Source organism: Amycolatopsis sp. CB00013 (assembly GCF_001905755.1).
GTDB lineage: Bacteria > Actinomycetota > Actinomycetes > Mycobacteriales > Pseudonocardiaceae > Amycolatopsis > Amycolatopsis japonica.
In genome coordinates this window covers 89,299-105,084 of sequence record NZ_LIWC01000005.1, presented here as the reverse complement: position 1 = coordinate 105,084, position 15,786 = coordinate 89,299, and the positions used below count along the sequence as shown (strand labels likewise).

General features: G+C 69.1%; 14 protein-coding genes. 8 read left to right on the top strand and 6 right to left on the bottom strand.

Going from position 1 to position 15,786, the window contains the following annotated elements; genetic code table 11:
* Positions 1–12 precede the first annotated feature (12 nt).
* Positions 13–1,365, top strand: a complete 1,353-nt coding sequence (locus AMK34_RS30785) for a TrpB-like pyridoxal phosphate-dependent enzyme (protein ID WP_038517725.1) — start codon at positions 13–15, stop codon at positions 1,363–1,365.
* A gap of 34 nt (positions 1,366–1,399) precedes the next feature.
* On the opposite strand, the gene AMK34_RS30780 is transcribed toward AMK34_RS30785, so the two are convergent.
* The 4 genes from AMK34_RS30780 to araD all read right to left on the bottom strand — a co-directional run bounded on the left by AMK34_RS30780 (position 1,400) and on the right by araD (position 7,711).
* Positions 1,400–2,614: a GGDEF domain-containing protein gene (locus tag AMK34_RS30780; RefSeq protein WP_241832900.1), complete on the bottom strand. Its 1,215-nt coding sequence runs from the start codon at positions 2,612–2,614 to the stop codon at positions 1,400–1,402.
* 140 nt (positions 2,615–2,754) lie between these two features.
* Positions 2,755–3,966: an MFS transporter gene (locus AMK34_RS30775; RefSeq protein ID WP_073847684.1), complete on the bottom strand. Its 1,212-nt coding sequence runs from the start codon at positions 3,964–3,966 to the stop codon at positions 2,755–2,757.
* A 74-nt stretch (positions 3,967–4,040) separates the two neighbouring features.
* Positions 4,041–5,843: a VanW family protein gene (locus tag AMK34_RS30770; protein ID WP_073847992.1), complete on the bottom strand. Its 1,803-nt coding sequence runs from the start codon at positions 5,841–5,843 to the stop codon at positions 4,041–4,043.
* 149 nt (positions 5,844–5,992) lie between these two features.
* On the bottom strand, positions 5,993–7,711 hold the full coding sequence (araD, locus tag AMK34_RS30765) for an L-arabinonate dehydratase (protein ID WP_073847683.1): 1,719 nt from the start codon (positions 7,709–7,711) through the stop codon (positions 5,993–5,995).
* A gap of 35 nt (positions 7,712–7,746) precedes the next feature.
* On the opposite strand from araD, the gene AMK34_RS30760 reads away from it, so the two are divergent.
* The 3 genes from AMK34_RS30760 to AMK34_RS30750 are packed head-to-tail and all read left to right on the top strand — an operon-like array spanning position 7,747 to position 9,920.
* A complete protein-coding gene (locus tag AMK34_RS30760; protein WP_038517715.1) occupies positions 7,747–8,406 on the top strand; it encodes a GntR family transcriptional regulator in 660 nt (219 codons plus the stop codon).
* Positions 8,406–8,909 (top strand): metallophosphoesterase family protein, encoded by a 504-nt coding sequence (locus AMK34_RS30755; RefSeq protein WP_073847682.1) that lies wholly within the window; start codon positions 8,406–8,408, stop codon positions 8,907–8,909. Before AMK34_RS30760 ends, AMK34_RS30755 begins: the two co-directional genes overlap by 1 nt.
* An 18-nt stretch (positions 8,910–8,927) precedes the next feature.
* Positions 8,928–9,920: a PHP domain-containing protein gene (locus AMK34_RS30750; protein ID WP_073847681.1), complete on the top strand. Its 993-nt coding sequence runs from the start codon at positions 8,928–8,930 to the stop codon at positions 9,918–9,920.
* A gap of 411 nt (positions 9,921–10,331) precedes the next feature.
* On the opposite strand, the gene AMK34_RS30745 is transcribed toward AMK34_RS30750, so the two are convergent.
* Positions 10,332–11,183 (bottom strand): chitosanase, encoded by an 852-nt coding sequence (locus tag AMK34_RS30745; protein ID WP_073847680.1) that lies wholly within the window; start codon positions 11,181–11,183, stop codon positions 10,332–10,334.
* A gap of 120 nt (positions 11,184–11,303) precedes the next feature.
* Entirely contained in the window at positions 11,304–11,945 is a 642-nt protein-coding gene (locus tag AMK34_RS30740; protein ID WP_038517704.1) for a GOLPH3/VPS74 family protein, read from the bottom strand.
* 192 nt (positions 11,946–12,137) lie between these two features.
* On the opposite strand from AMK34_RS30740, the gene AMK34_RS30735 reads away from it, so the two are divergent.
* Genes AMK34_RS30735 through AMK34_RS30720 form a run of 4 tightly spaced genes read left to right on the top strand, consistent with a single transcriptional unit; the run spans position 12,138 to position 15,780 of the window.
* Entirely contained in the window at positions 12,138–13,610 is a 1,473-nt protein-coding gene (locus AMK34_RS30735; protein WP_038517701.1) for an APC family permease, read from the top strand.
* Complete coding sequence (locus tag AMK34_RS30730; RefSeq protein WP_073847679.1) at positions 13,607–14,167, top strand: GNAT family N-acetyltransferase; 561 nt, start codon at positions 13,607–13,609, stop codon at positions 14,165–14,167. Before AMK34_RS30735 ends, AMK34_RS30730 begins: the two co-directional genes overlap by 4 nt.
* A gap of 49 nt (positions 14,168–14,216) precedes the next feature.
* Positions 14,217–14,528, top strand: a complete 312-nt coding sequence (locus AMK34_RS30725; protein ID WP_038517696.1) for a hypothetical protein — start codon at positions 14,217–14,219, stop codon at positions 14,526–14,528.
* A gap of 43 nt (positions 14,529–14,571) precedes the next feature.
* Entirely contained in the window at positions 14,572–15,780 is a 1,209-nt protein-coding gene (locus AMK34_RS30720; protein ID WP_038517693.1) for a cation:proton antiporter, read from the top strand.
* The last annotated feature ends 6 nt before the right edge of the window (positions 15,781–15,786 follow it).

The window sequence follows — 15,786 nt, the reverse complement described above, 5'->3', positions numbered from 1 at the left end:
GGAGGAGGCTCAATGGCGGAGCGGACCAAATACATCCTCGACGAAGCGGACATGCCGACCAGGTGGTACAACGTCGTCCCGGATCTGCCGGAGCCGCCGCCACCGCCCTTGCATCCCGGCACCCGCGAGCCGGTCGGCCCGGACGATCTCGCGCCGCTGTTCCCGCAGGCGCTCATCGCCCAGGAGGTCAGCACCGAGCGGTACATCGACATCCCGGAAGAGGTCCTCGACGTCTACCGGCTCTGGCGTCCGTCACCGCTGTTCCGGGCGCGGCGGCTGGAGAAGGCGCTCGGCACCCCCGCCCGCATCTACTACAAGTACGAGGGCGTCAGCCCGGTCGGCTCGCACAAGCCCAATACCGCCGTGCCGCAGGCGTTCTACAACGCGGCGGAGGGCGTCACCAGGCTGACCACCGAGACCGGCGCCGGGCAGTGGGGCAGCGCGCTCGCGTTCGCCTCGGCCACCTTCGGGCTCGAGTGCGAGGTGTGGCAGGTCCGCGCTTCCTACGACCAGAAGCCGTATCGCAAGCTGATGATGGAGACCTTCGGCGCGACGGTGCACCCGAGCCCGTCCGAGCTGACCGAATCCGGCCGCGCGATCCTGGCCGCCGACCCGGACTCGACCGGGAGCCTCGGCATCGCGATCAGCGAGGCCGTCGAGCAGGCGGCGCAGGCGGAGAACACCCGCTACGCGCTCGGCAGCGTGCTCAACCATGTGCTGCTGCACCAGACGATCATCGGCGAAGAGGCACTCAAGCAGTTCGAGCTGGCCGGGGACACCCCGGACGTCCTCGTCGGCTGCACCGGCGGCGGATCCAACTTCGGCGGCCTCGCCTTCCCGTTCCTGCGCGAGAAACTCGCGGGCCGGATGGACCCGGTGATCCGCGCGGTCGAACCGGCCGCCTGCCCGACGCTCACCCGCGGGAAGTACGCGTACGACTTCGGGGACACCGCGGGGCTGACGCCGTTGCTGAAGATGCACACGCTCGGTCACGACTTCATCCCCGACCCCATCCACGCCGGTGGTCTGCGCTATCACGGGATGTCCCCGCTGATCTCGCATATCTACGAACTCGGGCTGATCGACGCGATCGCCATCGGGCAGGAGGACTGCTTCGCCGCGGGCGTGCGGTTCGCGCGCACGGAGGGCATCATCCCCGCGCCCGAGCCGACGCACGCGCTCGCCGCGTGTATCCAGGAAGCTTTGCGGTGCAAGGAAACCGGGGAGGAGAAGGTGATACTGACCGCGCTGTGCGGGCACGCGCACCTCGACCTCCCGGCGTACGGCGCGTACCTGGCGGGCGACATCTCCGATCACGCCCTGCCCGACGAGGCCCTCGAGAAGTCCCTCGCCGGCCTTCCCTGAGCGCGTATCGCATTCAGAGGACGAAACGCGGGGGTCAGCCGGTCACCTGGTAGCCCGAAGTCCGGTTCCGCCCGGTGTTCTTGGCCTCGTAGAGCGCCCGGTCCGCTACGGCGATCACCGTGTCCAGATCGGCGACGCCCGGCCGGTCGGCGAGCCCGATCGACACGGTGACGTGCTCGGGCAGGTCACCGGCGCGCGAAGCCACGCTCGACCGGATCCGTTCCGCGATCGCGTGGGCGTGCACGGCGGGTGTGCCGGGCAGCAGGACGACGAACTCCTCGCCGCCGAAGCGCCCGACCAGATCCGTGCCGCGCACCTCGGTACGCAGCGTTTCCGCGATCGCCGCCAGATACCGGTCGCCGACCAGATGCCCGTGCCGGTCGTTGATCAGTTTGAACCGGTCGACGTCGACCATCAGCAGGCTGGTGTGCCGTCCCGCGCGCCGCGCGCGGTCGAGTTCGTCGGCCGCGGCCTCACGCCACGCCTTCGCGTTGAGCAGCCCGGTCTTGGCGTCGCTGCGCGCCTGCCGTTTCAGCTGCCGCAGCAGGACACCGCGATGCAGCACCAGCGTGATCCCGACGACCAGCAGCAGCACCACCGGCCAGTCCCGCAGCGCCCACGCGACGATGACGCCGAGCGCGATCGTCGCCGCTTCGAGCGCGTACTCGAACGGCTTCGCCAGCGCGTCCCGGAGGCGTTCGTGCGGCGTGCCGTAGTACACCGCGACCGTCATCAGCACGGTGTTGACCAGCAGGAACACCCCGCCCGCCGCGACAACCGACCCGAACGACGACGCATCGCGGGGGAGCACGTCGAACGGCACCGCGTACCGGGACAGGTAGGCGGCCGCCGCGAACCCCGAGAGCACGGTCGCCGAGGTGGAGAACACCCGGCGGAACAACGGGTTCGGCTGCCCGCGGAACCAGCGGTAGAAGAACGACACGGCGATGACCAGCGCGGCGAGCGCCGGATGCACCAGCAGCACGGCGGCGAAGGTCCACACGCTGTCGAGTGAGATGTGCGGCGTGCCGGCGAACCGTTCCCGCACTCGCTCCACCGGACGCGACAATTCCGTGTAGAGCACGGAGCTGAGGATCAGGATCGCGAAGGGGAGCGCGTCGCCCTCGGTGAAGGGGACGCGGAGAAAAGACCAGGCGGATCCGGCGATCGCCGCGACGTCCACCAGGAGGACGAAGCCGATCAAACCACGGTTGGGTAGCCGCCACAGCGCCCAATTCGTTAGCGCCACGGAGACGAACGTAATCGGTTGGATACTAGGTGTCACTACGCTGTATGGGTAGGCGTGGGTGCACCACGCGTGACCGGAACGGGGAAGCGGAGGGGGTGAGCCCTATGCGCGGGCAGAACTGGTGAGTACCGGGTTCCGGTCTAAAGGGGGTGCGGTGGGGCCACGTGGCGCCAAGCCCGGGTGGCCGGAACAGCCACTACGAGACCGGCGAGTGCGATGACCGAGACCGTCGTCGCCGGTGAACCGAGCACGCCGACGAGCAGGCCGCCGGCGATCAGCCCGATTCCCTGCACGGCGATGAGTCCCGACCCGGCGAGGCCGAAGGCCTGGCCTCGTTCGGTGTCGGGTACCAGCCGCATGAACGTGGTGCTCGCGGTGACCTGGTAGGCCGCGCACATCCCGGACAGCACGAGCAGTCCGGCGGCGTAGGGGAGCGACGGCCGGAACCAGAACGCCGCGAGCGGCACGATAGCGCCGAGCGCCAGCGCGCCGACCAGGCGCAACCGGATCTCGGGCCGCACGAGGCGGCCCAGCACGAACACCCCGAGCACGATCCCCGCGGGATGCGCCGCGAGCAGCAGGCCCGCGGTCACCGCCCCGCCGCCGATCTCCGCGGCGTAGGGCACGGCGAGCCCTTCCGGCACGATCACGAAACCCGCCAGCCACGCCAGGCCGACCAGCGCGCGCAACCGGCGGTCACGCCAGATCGTCCCGGCGCCCGCCGAAAGCCGCCGCAGGGTCGACGTCGCGGGGCCTGCCGCGCCCGTCGCGGACCGCGCCCGCACGCCCAGCCGCAGGACGATGGCGGAGACGGCGAACGTCACCGCGTCCAGCGCCAGCCCGCGGCCCGGCCCGATCGCGGCGATCACCGCGCCGCCCAGCGCGAACCCGGCGAGCTGACCGATCTGGTTGGTGATCTTCAGCAGGGACTGGCCGAGCACGTACCGGTCCCCGCTGAGCACCGACGGGAGGACCGCGGCCTGCGCGGCCGTGAACGGCGCGTTGGCCAGCTGCACCACCACCAGCACGGCGGCGAGCACGGGCAACGGGATACCGGGGACGGCGAGCACCGCGACCAGGAGCGCCCGGACGACGTCGGAGCAGACCATCACCGCGCGGCGCGGGTACCGGTCGGCCAGACCGCCGAGCAACGGCCCCCCGATCAGATCGGGGAGATAGGTGAGCGCGTACGTCAGCGCGGGCCACGTCGCCGAGCCGGTGCGCTGGAACACCAGCACCGACAGGGCGACCCTGGCCACCTGGTCACCGAGGATGGACTGGAGTTCCGCGAACCAGATCGCGCGCAGTTCACCGACCGCGAGGATCTGCCGGAAGGTCGCCTTGGGTTCCACGAGGTGACCACCCCCGCCCGGTCGAGTGAGTCACTCAGCGTACCGCTCCGGGCGCGGGTGGTGAACCCTCCTGGCTACTCAGTGCCGCAGGTGATCTTCGGCTGCGGGTTGTAGTGCACGTTCCGGGTGTGGCGCCGGATCTCGCGGCCGCTCGCGGCGTCCTTGATGACCCGGGTGTCCGACGTGGTGAAACCGGGCGCGCCGTTGCTGGGCTTGCAGTTCTCGGCGGGGCCGGGTTTCGTCGGCGGGTCGGACGGGTTGGTGCGGCCGCCCGGGATCGACTCGACGGTGTACTTCTTGGTGCCCCACAGCCGGATCGTGATGTCCGACGGCGTCCAGATGGTCTGGATCGCGACGCCGGTGTCCCCGTCGTTGGTGAACTTCAGGTCGATCACGCTGCCGCCGTTGTGGTTCTGGAACACGGTCGCCTCGCGGGCGGCCGGGTAGCGGCTGATGTAGTAGCTGTGTTCCTTGTGTTCGGTGTCCTTCATGCCGGCGAAGTACGAGGCGTTGTACAGCGTGGTCGCGAACTGCGAGATCCCGCCGCCGACCTCGCGGCCGGGTGCGCCGTCCTTGATGACACCGGCCTCGACGTAGCCCTGCGCGGCACCGCGCGGCCCGGTGAACCCGTTGAGGCTGAACGTCTCGTTCGGCTTCACGATGGCGCCGTTGACCTTCTGCGCCACGACCCGGATGTTCGTCCCCGAGTCCGCGGCGAACCCGCCGGTCTTGAACTCGCTGACGACCTCCTTGATGCCGAGCTGGTTCGCCTGCTCGGTGGTCACCTTGGCCGGGGTCTTCTTGTAGGTCACCGGCAGCTCGCGGGGTGCGGCGCGCTTGAGCACGTCGAGCACCGGCTTGAGGCTCGGCTCCCAGTCGACGACGTTGGCGTCCTCGGACGGCTGGACGGTCGGCTTGCCGCCTTCGAAGACGATCTGCGCGTCCTTGCCCTCCTTCTCGGTGGACTTCAGCTGCGGACCCGCGGCCTCGATGATCTTGTTGTTGTCCACCTTCGGGTTCAGCACGCCGCCGTCGACGGGCTCGAAGGTCAGTGCGCCCGCGATGTCCTCGGGTTTGACGACGGCGTCCTTGCCCTCGCCCTTGATGACCATCGGCGCCGAAACGGCGGGCTTCGCGATTTGCTCGAGGGCGGCGTGGACGGCCTCCGGCGAGACCTTGACCGGGGTCTGGGTGACGGCGAGGTTCAACGGCTCGCCACCGGCCCAGCGCTCCAGGATGGTCTTCTTGGCGGCTTCGAGGTCGAGCTTCTGCCCGGTCTTCGGCTCGACGGCGACCGGCTTGGCCTCCTCGAACCGCACGGTGCCTTCGACGGGGTCGCGGTCGACCTTGTCGCGCAGGTTCTCCAGTGCGCCGGTGAGCTTGGCGTCGTCGGTCTGGGTGACGACGCCGACCTCGGTGGTCGAGAAGAACGACGCGATTCGCGTGAACGGGTTCAGCGGCTGATCGCCCGCCTGGTCCAGGGTGGCGGGCCAGTCGAGGCGCAGGCCGGCGTTGTTCGGCGCCAGCGACTCCTCGGCGTCGCCCGCGACGATCTTCACCGGCCGGGTCAGCCGCGGTTCGATGCCGCCCCGGAGCTCCTTCTCGGCCGCGGTGCGGTCCATCCCGCCGACGTCGACCCCGGCGACGGTGACGCCGCGGGGGACGCTGCCCTGGGAGACCAGCACGTCGAGGGCGTACGCGACGACCAGGAGGCCGAACACGCCGCCGCCGATGAAGGCGGCCTTGCGATAGCTGCGACGGCGTTTCGGTGGCGTGGGCTCCTGCGGCGTGGCAGACTCCGCGAACCCGGGCGTGACGACCGGGAGAATGTCCGTCTGCTCAGCGTGGGACTCGGGCCAGCGCGGTTCCTGCGGCAACTCTCCACCCTCCACGGTCCGGCGAGCGCCGGGCTTCGTGATCGAACATCCGGGCTTCCACATGTTCCGGACGTAGGTTCAAGATACGGGGCGCGTTTTGTGGGCCTGCAACTCGCCCGGTTGGGTGAGCGGGTCACTCCGTCGGGTGGTCACTGGGCGTCAGGTTCCGGGTTTTCGCCCACCCGCGCGAGAAAATCGAAGTCACAACCTTCATCAGCTTGCGTGATGTGTTCGGAGTACAACGCGCCGTAACCACGTTCGTAGCGCGGCGCGGGCGGGTTCCAGGCCTCCCGTCGGCGTTGCAATTCCGCATCATCGACGTCGAGGCTCAGCCGTCGCGAAGGGACGTCCAAGGTGATCGGGTCGCCGTCGCGGACGAACGCGAGCGGACCGCCCACATGGGATTCCGGCGCGACGTGCAGCACGCAGGCGCCGTAACTGGTGCCGCTCATCCGGGCGTCGGACACCCGGACCATGTCGCGGACCCCCTTGGCCAGCAGGTGATCCGGCAGCGGCAGCATCCCGTACTCGGGCATGCCGGGGCCGCCTAGCGGGCCGGATCCGCGCAGCACCAGGACCGAATCCTCGGTGATGCCGAGCGCGGGGTCGTTGATGCGCTTCTTCAAGTCCCGGTAGTCGTCGAAGACCACCGCGGGTCCAGTGTGGACGAGCAGCCGGGGCTCGGCGGCGATGTGCTTGATCACCGCGCCCGACGGCGCGAGATTCCCGCGCAGCACCGCGACTCCTCCTTCCGCGGCGACGGGATCGTCACGCGTGCGGATGACGTCGTCGTCGTGCACCCGCGCCGAAGCGAGGTTCTCGCCAAGCGTCCGGCCGGTGACCGTGACGCGATCGGTGTGCAGCAGCTCGGTCAGCCGGGAGAGCAGACCGGGAAGCCCGCCGGCGTAGTAGAAGTCCTCCATCAGCCAGTCGCCGCCGGGCCGGATGTTCGCCAGTACCGGGACCTGGCGGGCGATCGTGTCGAAATCGTCGACGGACAACGGGATCCGGCCGCGTCCGGCCATCGCGATCAGGTGGATGACGGCGTTGGTGGAGCCGCCGAGCGCCAGCACGGTGGTGATCGCGTCGGCGTATGCGCGCTCGTCGAGGATCTTCGTGATGGTGAGGTCCTCCCACACCATCTCGACGGCACGCGCGCCGCTCGCCGCGGCCATCCGGTGGTGCGCCGAATCGACGGCGGGGATCGACGCGGCTCCGGGCAAGGTCAAGCCGAGCACTTCGGCGACCGACATCATCGTGGACGCGGTCCCCATCGTCATACAGGTTCCGGGAGAACGGGCCAGCCCACGCTCCAATTCGGACAGTTCCTCGTCGCCGATCAGCCCGGCCCGCTTGTCGTCCCAGTACTTCCACATGTCGGTGCCGCTGCCGAGCACCTCGTTCCGCCAGTGCCCGCGCAGCATCGGCCCGGCGGGAACGAAGATCGCGGGCAGCCCGGCGCTCGTCGCGCCCATCAGCAACGCGGGCGTCGTCTTGTCGCAGCCGCCCATGAGCACCGCGCCGTCGATCGGATAGGACCGCAGGATCTCTTCGGTCTCCAGGGAAAGCAGGTTGCGGTAAAGCATCGGCGTCGGCTTCTGGAACGTCTCGGACAGCGTCGCGACCGGGAACTCCAGCGGGAATCCGCCCGCCTGCCACACCCCGCGTTTGACCTGTTCCGCCCGCTCGCGCAGATGCATGTGGCAGGGGTTGATGTCGCTCCAGGTGTTGAGGATCGCGATGACGGGTTTCCCGAGGTGTTCCTCCGGGTTGTAGCCGAGTTGCCTGCTCCGGGCCCGGTGGCTGAAGCCGCGCAGTTCGTCGCCGCCGAACCAGCGGTGGCTGCGGAGTTCCTCGGGATTCCTCATGACCGCGAGTATGGCATCTCATATATGATCGGCCCATGTCTTCGACCTTCAGCCTGCCCGCTTCACGGACCGAAGTGGTGCTCGACGAGATCCGCCGCGGCATCCTCACCCGGGAGTTGAAGCCCGGCCAGCCGCTGGTCGAAGCCGAACTCGCGGCACGGCTCGGCGTCTCGAAGACGCCGGTCCGCGAGGCGCTCAAGGTGCTGTCGAACACGGGACTCGTCACGTTCAGCCCGTACAAGGGCGCTTCGGTGTGCGTGGTGGACGCGGAGCTGGCGAAGTCCGTGTACGACGTCCGCATGGTGCTGGAGCCCGAGGCCGTGCGCCGGTCGGTCGAACGCCGCTCGCCGGACCTGCTCGAAGACGCCGCGGAAGCGCTGAAAGAGGCGTCGGCGGCGCTCTCGGACAAGGATCACGCCGCGCTCAGCCTGCTCAACCGCCGGTTCCACCGCGCGCTGTACAGCGGCTGTGGCAACCCGCTGATGGTCTCGATGCTCGACGACCTCAGGGACCGCGCCGCGTTGATCAGCGTGGTCGGCTGGGAGGCGAATCCCAGCTGGCGCAAGGAATGGAACGAGCACAAGGCGGTGCTGGCGGCGGCGAAGAAGGGCGACGCCGAAGGTGCGGCCGGGTTGCTGCGTACCCACATCGGCGATTTCCTGGAGCGGACCCTCGAAACCATCGGAGACGCTTGATGCGGCTGCTGCTCATCGCCGACACTCATCTGCCGCTGCGTGCGAAGGCGCTGCCGGAGCAGGTCTGGCGCGAGGTCGACGCGGCGGACGTCGTCGTCCACGCCGGCGATTGGGTCGAGGTCGCCCTGCTGGACGAACTCGAGGCCCGGAGCGGGCGGCTCATCGGCGTCCACGGCAACAACGACGGCGCGGATCTACGGGCGCGGCTCCCCGAGATCGCGCGGGCGGACCTCGGCGGCGTCCGGCTGGCGGTCATCCACGAAACCGGCGCCAAACAGGGCCGTGAACGGCGCTGCGACGAGCTCTTCCCGGACACCGACGTCCTCGTGTTCGGGCACAGCCACATCCCCTGGGACACCGTCACGCCGAACGGGATGCGGCTGCTGAACCCCGGTTCGCCGACCGACCGGCGGCGGCAGCCGTTCTGCACGTATCAGACCGCCGAAATCCGCGACGGCGAATTGCGCGATGTCACAAGGCATGAGCTGCCTCTTCGCCGCTGACCGGGTAGACAGGTAGACATGGAACCGGCGCAGGCGTTGAGGGAGATCGCGTTCCGGCTGGAACGCGCGGGCGAGCCGACCTACCGGGTGCGGGCGTTCCGGCAGGCGGCCTCGGTGATCGCCAAGGTCAAGCCGGATGACCTGCGTAAACGCGCCGAGGCGGGCACGCTGACCGCGTTGCCGAATATCGGCAAGGCGACCGCGGCCGTCGTCGAAGACGTCCTCGCCGGGCGCCGTCCCGCGTACTTCGAGAAGATCGGCGAGCCGAAGCTGCCCGACGGCGGCGCGATGCGGGCGGCACTGCGCGGCGACTGCCACACCCATTCGGACTGGTCCGACGGCGGGAGCCCGATCGAGGAGATGGCCGAGGCCGCCCGCGCGCTCGGCCACGAATGGATGGTGCTGACCGACCACTCGCCGCGGCTGACCGTCGCGAACGGGCTCTCACCCGAGCGGCTGCGCCGCCAGATGGACGTCGTCGCGGAACTGAACGAGACAATGGCGCCGTTCCGGATCCTGCACGGCATCGAGGTCGACATCCACCTGGACGGCACGCTCGATCAGGAGGAAGAACTGCTGGAGCGGCTGGACTTCGTCGTCGCGAGTGTCCACTCGAAACTCCGGATGCCCGCGAAGGAGATGACGCCGCGGATGATCGCCGCGGTGCGGCATCCGCGGGTCCGCGTGCTGGGGCATTGCACCGGACGGCTGGTGATGGGAGGCCGCGGGAAGCGGCCCGAGTCGGAGTTCGACGCGGAAGCCGTGTTCACCGCCTGCCGGGACAACGGGGTCGCCGTCGAGATCAACTCGCGGCCCGAACGCCGGGATCCGCCCACGCGGCTGCTGAACCTGGCCGTCGACCTCGGCTGCGATTTCGCGATCGACAGCGACGCGCACGCCCCTGGTCAGCTGGACTGGCTGGTCTACGGCTGCGAAAGGGCCAACGAACTGGGGATCGAGCCGGACCGGGTGATCAACACGCGGACCGCCGAGGAACTGCTCGCGGGCTAGTGAGGGTAAGTCAAAGGTGTCGGGGTCGCGGGCGCCCCGACCACTCGCCTGCGCCGGCCATCTCGCCGCCGGCGAACGTGTCGCGAAAGCCACTTTCGCGACGCCTGATGTCCCGAAAGTGGCTTTCGCGACACGTTCGACAGGCGGAATCCTGCGAAAGCCCCTTCCCGCCCCAGGGAGTAGAAGGTCTCCGCGGAGAACGACCATCGCCACTCACGGCCCCGGGCCGAAGGCTCCCTTGGCCGCGTCGGACGCGGCGATGGGAGCTTTCACCCCGGCGGAGGCCTCGCTCACGAACACGCCACCTTTGCCTTACCCCTCGATAGTTCACTCCCTCGCGTGTGTCATGAAAGGGTCGTTCAGGACGAAAGATGTCCTGAACGACCCTTTCATGACATGCGTCGCGGCGCGCTAGCCGATCTCGTACGGGTCCCCGTAGACCGCCCACTTGAGCGGTGTGTGCAGGTCGAGGTTGCCGTCGTTGAGCCACACCAGCTGGGCGGTGTCGATCCGCGAGGTGTCCGCGTGCGCCTCTTCCTGCTTCATGACCACGCGCCGCGCGTCGAGGAACGCCTTGAGGTACGCCGTCTCGTCACCACCCTGCGCGGGTGGCTTGGCCTGCTGGAGCGCGGCCGAGCGGATACCGCCGAAGCTGTCCTGGCTGGTGCCCGGGCCGTGCATCACGATGGCGTCGTAGTAGATGAATTGTCCCAGTGCGCCCAGGCCGTCCGATTTCGCCTGATTCACCGCGGGGTCGAAATAGACGCGGTCGCGTTCGCCGTTCTGCGCCGCCTTGAAGTCCTCGCGGCCGGCGGCCTCCCGCCACGCGTTTTCGAAACCGCTGCCGAGCCCTTCGTGCGAATCGGTGCCGTCGACCTTGCGCAGCGCCGGGAGGTATTCCGCGAGCGGGTTGTCCGGGACCGAGTTCGTGTAGCGCTCGACGAGTTCCAGCATGTCCCCGGTGCCGGAACAGAACCCGATGATGCCGGCGGTGTACCCGCGCCCGTCGTTGATGTCCTCGATGTAGGAGTACTGCGCTTTCCAGTCCAGGGAAGAGTTTTCCGCGCTGGAGACGATCTGCATCGCGATCTCCTTCTTCTCCGGCGAGGCGAGGTCGCCACCGGAGGCGAAGATCGACGCCGACGCCGGGACGGGCGCCGCGGACGCGAGCGAGGAGAGCGCGACGGGGCCGGAAACGGCGAGGGCGAGAACGGAGACCGCGCCGAGAGCACGACGCATCGCGGGCCGCAGGGTGTCACTCATGAAAGGAGTCCCTTTCCGCAGAGAATTGTCATTTTCTCATCAGGTGTTGCTGCGGCGTGGGCACACGATAACCACGGGTGACAGTTTCCGGCAAGAGGGAGAGCCGGTCGAAGATTTTCGTTACCGGCGGTCGCCGGTGTAGACGACGGCGGCGCACACCGCGTCGACCCCCGAGATCAGTTCGGCCAGCGCCTTCGGAAGGTCCCGATGGGTGGACTCGGCCCAGGCGCGCAGGCCCGCCCGATCGAGTTCCGGCTCGCAGAAGTCGTCGAGCCCGATGGTCCAGGCCAGCAGGGCCAGGCAGACCGAATGCGGATCCGGCTGTTCGGTGCCGAGGACGGCCGCCCGCACCTTGCTGCGCGCCGCCGTCGACATCAGCAGATCCCGCGGCGGGTACCGGTGATTCTTCCGGATGAGCATCCGGTCGGTCTCGCGGTCGATCACGCCGGCGGCGAGCAGATTGTCCGCGACCGTTTCCCCGAGGTCGTGCCGGAGATGGGTGACCCATTCCCGGACGGTGTGCCGTTCGCGTTCGCGGAGGATTTCCGAGAACACCCCGTCGAGCGGGGGATGGGCGAGGCCGCGTCGTGACAGCGGGCGGATTCGCTTGCGTTCCACGGTGATCCGCTCGGCGAGGAGGAGATCGCAGAGCGCGGAACCGGCCATTCCGATGCCGAGTCCCGTGCGGCGCAGCGCGGGTTTCCCGGTGAACTCGTCGTGGGCGAGAAAGAACAGGGAATCGACCAAGGTCAGCCGACGCATGAATGGCACGCCCTCCGGCGTTGTGGTGCGGGACGGCCAAAGTAGCGGTAGTGCGTGCACCACTGCGACCCGAGGTCCGTTTTTAGCCTGAACGGACGTACCTCGCCGGGGTGCCCGGCCCTAGGGTGGGATGGCTTCGCAAGATCAAGAACGTCCACACACCGCCAAACCGACGTCCGGGGGGACGGGTCCATGGGTACGCAAAGACCGCGGCGCGGTCTCGGTCATCGGCGGCTCGGGGCCGCCCAGATCGTGTTCTTCGTGGTGGCCGCGGCGGGGCCGCTCTTCGCCATCGCGGGCGGGGTCCCCACGAACTACGCGGTCACCGGCAGCATCGGGGTGCCGTTGTCGTTCCTTCTGCTCGCCCCGATCCTGGGCCTGTTCGCGGTCGGGTACGCGGCGATGAGCCGCTACATCACCAACGCGGGCGCCTTCTACCCGTACGTCGCCAACGGGGTCGGCAAATCCACCGGCGCCGGGATCGCGTTCGTCACGCTGATCTCCTACAACGCCATCCAGATCAGCATCTACGGCCTGTTCGGCTGGTCGGTGTCGACCTGGCTGGGCACGCTCACCGGATCCCCGCCGCCGTGGTGGTTGTGCGCGCTGGTGATGGTGCTTCTCGTCGGCGCGCTCGGCGTCCTGCGGGTCGATCTCAACGCCAAGGTGCTCGGGGTGGCGCTGTGCCTCGAGGTGGCCGTCGTCGCGATCGTCGACATCGCGTTGTTCTCGAATCCGGCCGGTGGCAGCGTTTCCCTGGTCCCGCTGGAACCGTCGAGCCTGTTCACCACCGGGGTGGGCGCGGTGTTCGCGTTCTCCGCGGCCGCGTTCATCGGCTTCGAGGGCGCGGCGACCTACGGCGAGGAGACCCGGGAACCCAGCCGCACGGTCGGCCGGGCGACGTTCGCCGCGATCGCGCTCACCGCGGTGCTCTACGTCGTCTCGTCGCTCGCGCTGGCCGTGGGTGCCGGGCCGGACGTCATCGTGACGACCGCGGCCGCCCAGGGGCCGGATCTGCTGTTCAACCTGGCGGGCGAACATCTCGGCGGCACGTTCTCCGACGTCGCGTACACGCTGTTCGTGACCGGCCAGTGCGCGGCGCTGCTGAGCTTCCACAACGCCGTCGCGCGGTACTTCTTCGCGCTGGGCAGGGAAGGGCTGTTGCCGCGTTCGCTGGCCAAGACCAGCAAACGCACCGGCGCGCCGGTCGCCGGTTCGCTCACGCAGACCGCGCTCGCGCTGGTGGTCGTGTCGCTCTTCGCGATCGCGGGCCGAGACCCGGTGACCGAATTGTTCACCTGGCTCGGCACGACGGCGTCCACCGGTGTCGTGGTGATCATGATCGCCGTCTCGCTCTCGGTGATCGGCTTTTTCAAACGGCGCCGCCACGCCGAAAACGCCTGGCGCCGCTGGATCGCGCCGTCGCTGGCGATCCTCGCGCTGTCGGCCGTCCTGGCGCTGATCCTGCTCAACTTCGATCTGCTGCTCGGCCCGGCCGGGACGTTCCTGTTGCGCTGGGGGCTGCCCGGTCTCGTGCTCGTCGCCGCGCTGGTGGGCTTCCTGCGCGCGGAAGTGTTGCGGACGAGGGATCCCGAGACGTACGCCGCCATCGGCGGCCCGCTCGAAGAAGACGAAGAACCGGTCAAGCTGAGGACGGGAAGATGATCGTACGCGCGGCGGAACCGTCCGAAATGGACACTGTGATCGATGTGCTGGCCGAGGCCTTCCAGGATGACCCGGTCAGTGTGTGGGTCTTCCCCGGTGACGAGCGGCGCGCGGTGGGGCAGCGGATCTTCCACCGGGCGGTGCTGGCGGGAGCGCTCGCCGTCGGCGGCCACGTCGACGTCACCGACGACCTTTCCGCCGCCGTCGTCTGGACACCCGGCGGCAAGGACGACCTCGACGGGGCCGCGTTCGCCGGACTGACCGGGGAAGAGCTCGGCAGGCTCATCGCGTTGTTCGACTTGATGACGGAGCGAGCCCCTGGCGGCGAGTACCACCACGCGCAGTTCATCGGCGTCCGCGAGAAGGCGCAGCGGCGAGGGATCGGCGCCCGGTTGCTGCGGCACGGGCTCGACCGGTACGCCCCCGTGCCCGCGTACCTGGAGGCGAGCAGCCCGGAGAGTGCGAAACTGTACCGGCGGCTGGGTTTCCGTGATCACGGGCCGGCTTTCGCGGCCGACGGCGGGCCGCCGATGCAGCCCATGTGGCGCGAGCCGTGACGGATCCCTCGTCGATATGTCTATAAAGGACTGGTAAAGTGGCGGGCAGATGACGACCACCCGTGCCCCCGCCGCACGGCACCGTTCCGTCTTCTTCCTGCTGATCTTGCTCGTCTTCGCCTTCGTGACACCGACCGTTCCCCATGGGCACGGCCGGGCCGCGAAGGAAGATCCCGTCGCCGTTTTCGCGACCCATCCGCTGCCCGCCTTCCACGGCGGGCAGGCCGTTCCCCTCGCCGACGCTCCCGCCGAAGCGGAGACCGTCGACCTCCCTGACGCCGGCCACGTCCCTGAGCAGGGCGAACCCGTCGTCATCACCCGTGCGGTGCCCCAGGCGCCCGCACGGGCACCTCCGCGCTGATCGGCGTCTTTCTGCCCGCATCAGCCATCCATCGGAGGTCTCCATGAGTTCCGGTCATGCCCTGCTGGCCGTCGGCGGGGCGTTCCTCGCCGCCGGTGTCATCGCCAGAGCCGGCGCCCGTATCGGGCTGCCCACGATCCCCCTGTTCATGCTGGCCGGTTTCGTCTTCGGCCCCAACACCCCCGGACTGTCCCTTGTGGACGATCCGAAAGAGCTCGGTGTGCTCGCCGGGCTCGGCCTCGTCTTCCTCCTGTTCTACCTCGGCCTCGAGTTCTCCCTCGACGATCTGGCGAAGGGCGGGCGCAAACTCGTCTGGTCCGGGCTGATCTACCTGATCCTGAACATCGGCGGTGGGCTCGCGTTCGGTTTCCTGCTCGGCTGGGGGACCAGGGAAGCGCTGGTCATCGCCGGTGCCATCGGGATCTCGTCGTCGGCGATCGTCACCAAACTCCTGCTCGAATCCCGCCGGATGGACAACCCCGAATCCCGGCTGATCATGGGCATCATCGTGATCGAGGACATCTTCCTCGCCCTCTACCTGGCGTTGCTGCAGCCGGTGCTGTCCGGCGCCGGGAGCTTCGGTTCGGCGCTCGCCGACTTCGGCAAGGCCTTCGCGTTCCTGATCGTGATGGCCGCACTCGCCCGCTGGGGCGGCCGGGTGGTGTCGAAGCTGTTCGGCTCGGCCGACGACGAACTGCTGACCGTCTGCTTCGTCGGGGTCGCGGTCATGGGCGCCGCCGTCGCCGAGGAGGTCGGGGTGTCCGACGCCATCGGCGCGTTCATGGTCGGCATGATGCTCGGCGGCTCGAAGGTCGCGCCGCGTATCCACAAGCTGGTGCTCCCGCTGCGGGACGCGTTCGGCGCGCTGTTCTTCTTCATCTTCGGGCTCAGCATCGACCCGAACGCGGTCGGCTCGGTGGTCGTGCCGGTGCTGATCGCGGTGGCGCTGACGATCGTGCTGAACCTGGGCGCGGGCGCGCTGGCCGCGCGGGTGAACGGGTTCGATCGCCAGGCCGGGGTGAACATCGGGCTGACCGTGCTCACCAGGGGCGAGTTCTCGCTGGTGCTCGCGGCGATGGCGACCGCGGCCGGGCTCGACTCGCGGGTCGCGCCGTTCGTCGCGGGCTACGTCCTCCTGCTGGCCGTGATCGGTCCAGTCGCGGTCATCCGCTCCGAGAAACTCACCTGGTTGCTACCGGCGAGTATTGTCCGAGGCTCGACCCGCCGCGACGAGCCGGCCAGGGCGACGTGACGAGGA

Bases quoted from the DNA above. Each gene is read 5' to 3' on its own strand.
- AMK34_RS30730 (WP_073847679.1), top strand. From the start codon at position 13,607: ATGATCGTACGCGCGGCGGAACCGTCCGAAATGGACACTGTGATCGAT.
- AMK34_RS30760 (WP_038517715.1), top strand. From the start codon at position 7,747: ATGTCTTCGACCTTCAGCCTGCCCGCTTCACGGACCGAAGTGGTGCTC.
- AMK34_RS30720 (WP_038517693.1), top strand. From the start codon at position 14,572: ATGAGTTCCGGTCATGCCCTGCTGGCCGTCGGCGGGGCGTTCCTCGCC.
- araD (WP_073847683.1), bottom strand. From the start codon at position 7,711: ATGAGGAATCCCGAGGAACTCCGCAGCCACCGCTGGTTCGGCGGCGAC.
- AMK34_RS30745 (WP_073847680.1), bottom strand. From the start codon at position 11,183: ATGAGTGACACCCTGCGGCCCGCGATGCGTCGTGCTCTCGGCGCGGTC.
- AMK34_RS30750 (WP_073847681.1), top strand. From the start codon at position 8,928: ATGGAACCGGCGCAGGCGTTGAGGGAGATCGCGTTCCGGCTGGAACGC.
- AMK34_RS30785 (WP_038517725.1), top strand. From the start codon at position 13: ATGGCGGAGCGGACCAAATACATCCTCGACGAAGCGGACATGCCGACC.
- AMK34_RS30755 (WP_073847682.1), top strand. From the start codon at position 8,406: ATGCGGCTGCTGCTCATCGCCGACACTCATCTGCCGCTGCGTGCGAAG.
- AMK34_RS30735 (WP_038517701.1), top strand. From the start codon at position 12,138: ATGGGTACGCAAAGACCGCGGCGCGGTCTCGGTCATCGGCGGCTCGGG.
- AMK34_RS30725 (WP_038517696.1), top strand. From the start codon at position 14,217: ATGACGACCACCCGTGCCCCCGCCGCACGGCACCGTTCCGTCTTCTTC.
- AMK34_RS30740 (WP_038517704.1), bottom strand. From the start codon at position 11,945: ATGCGTCGGCTGACCTTGGTCGATTCCCTGTTCTTTCTCGCCCACGAC.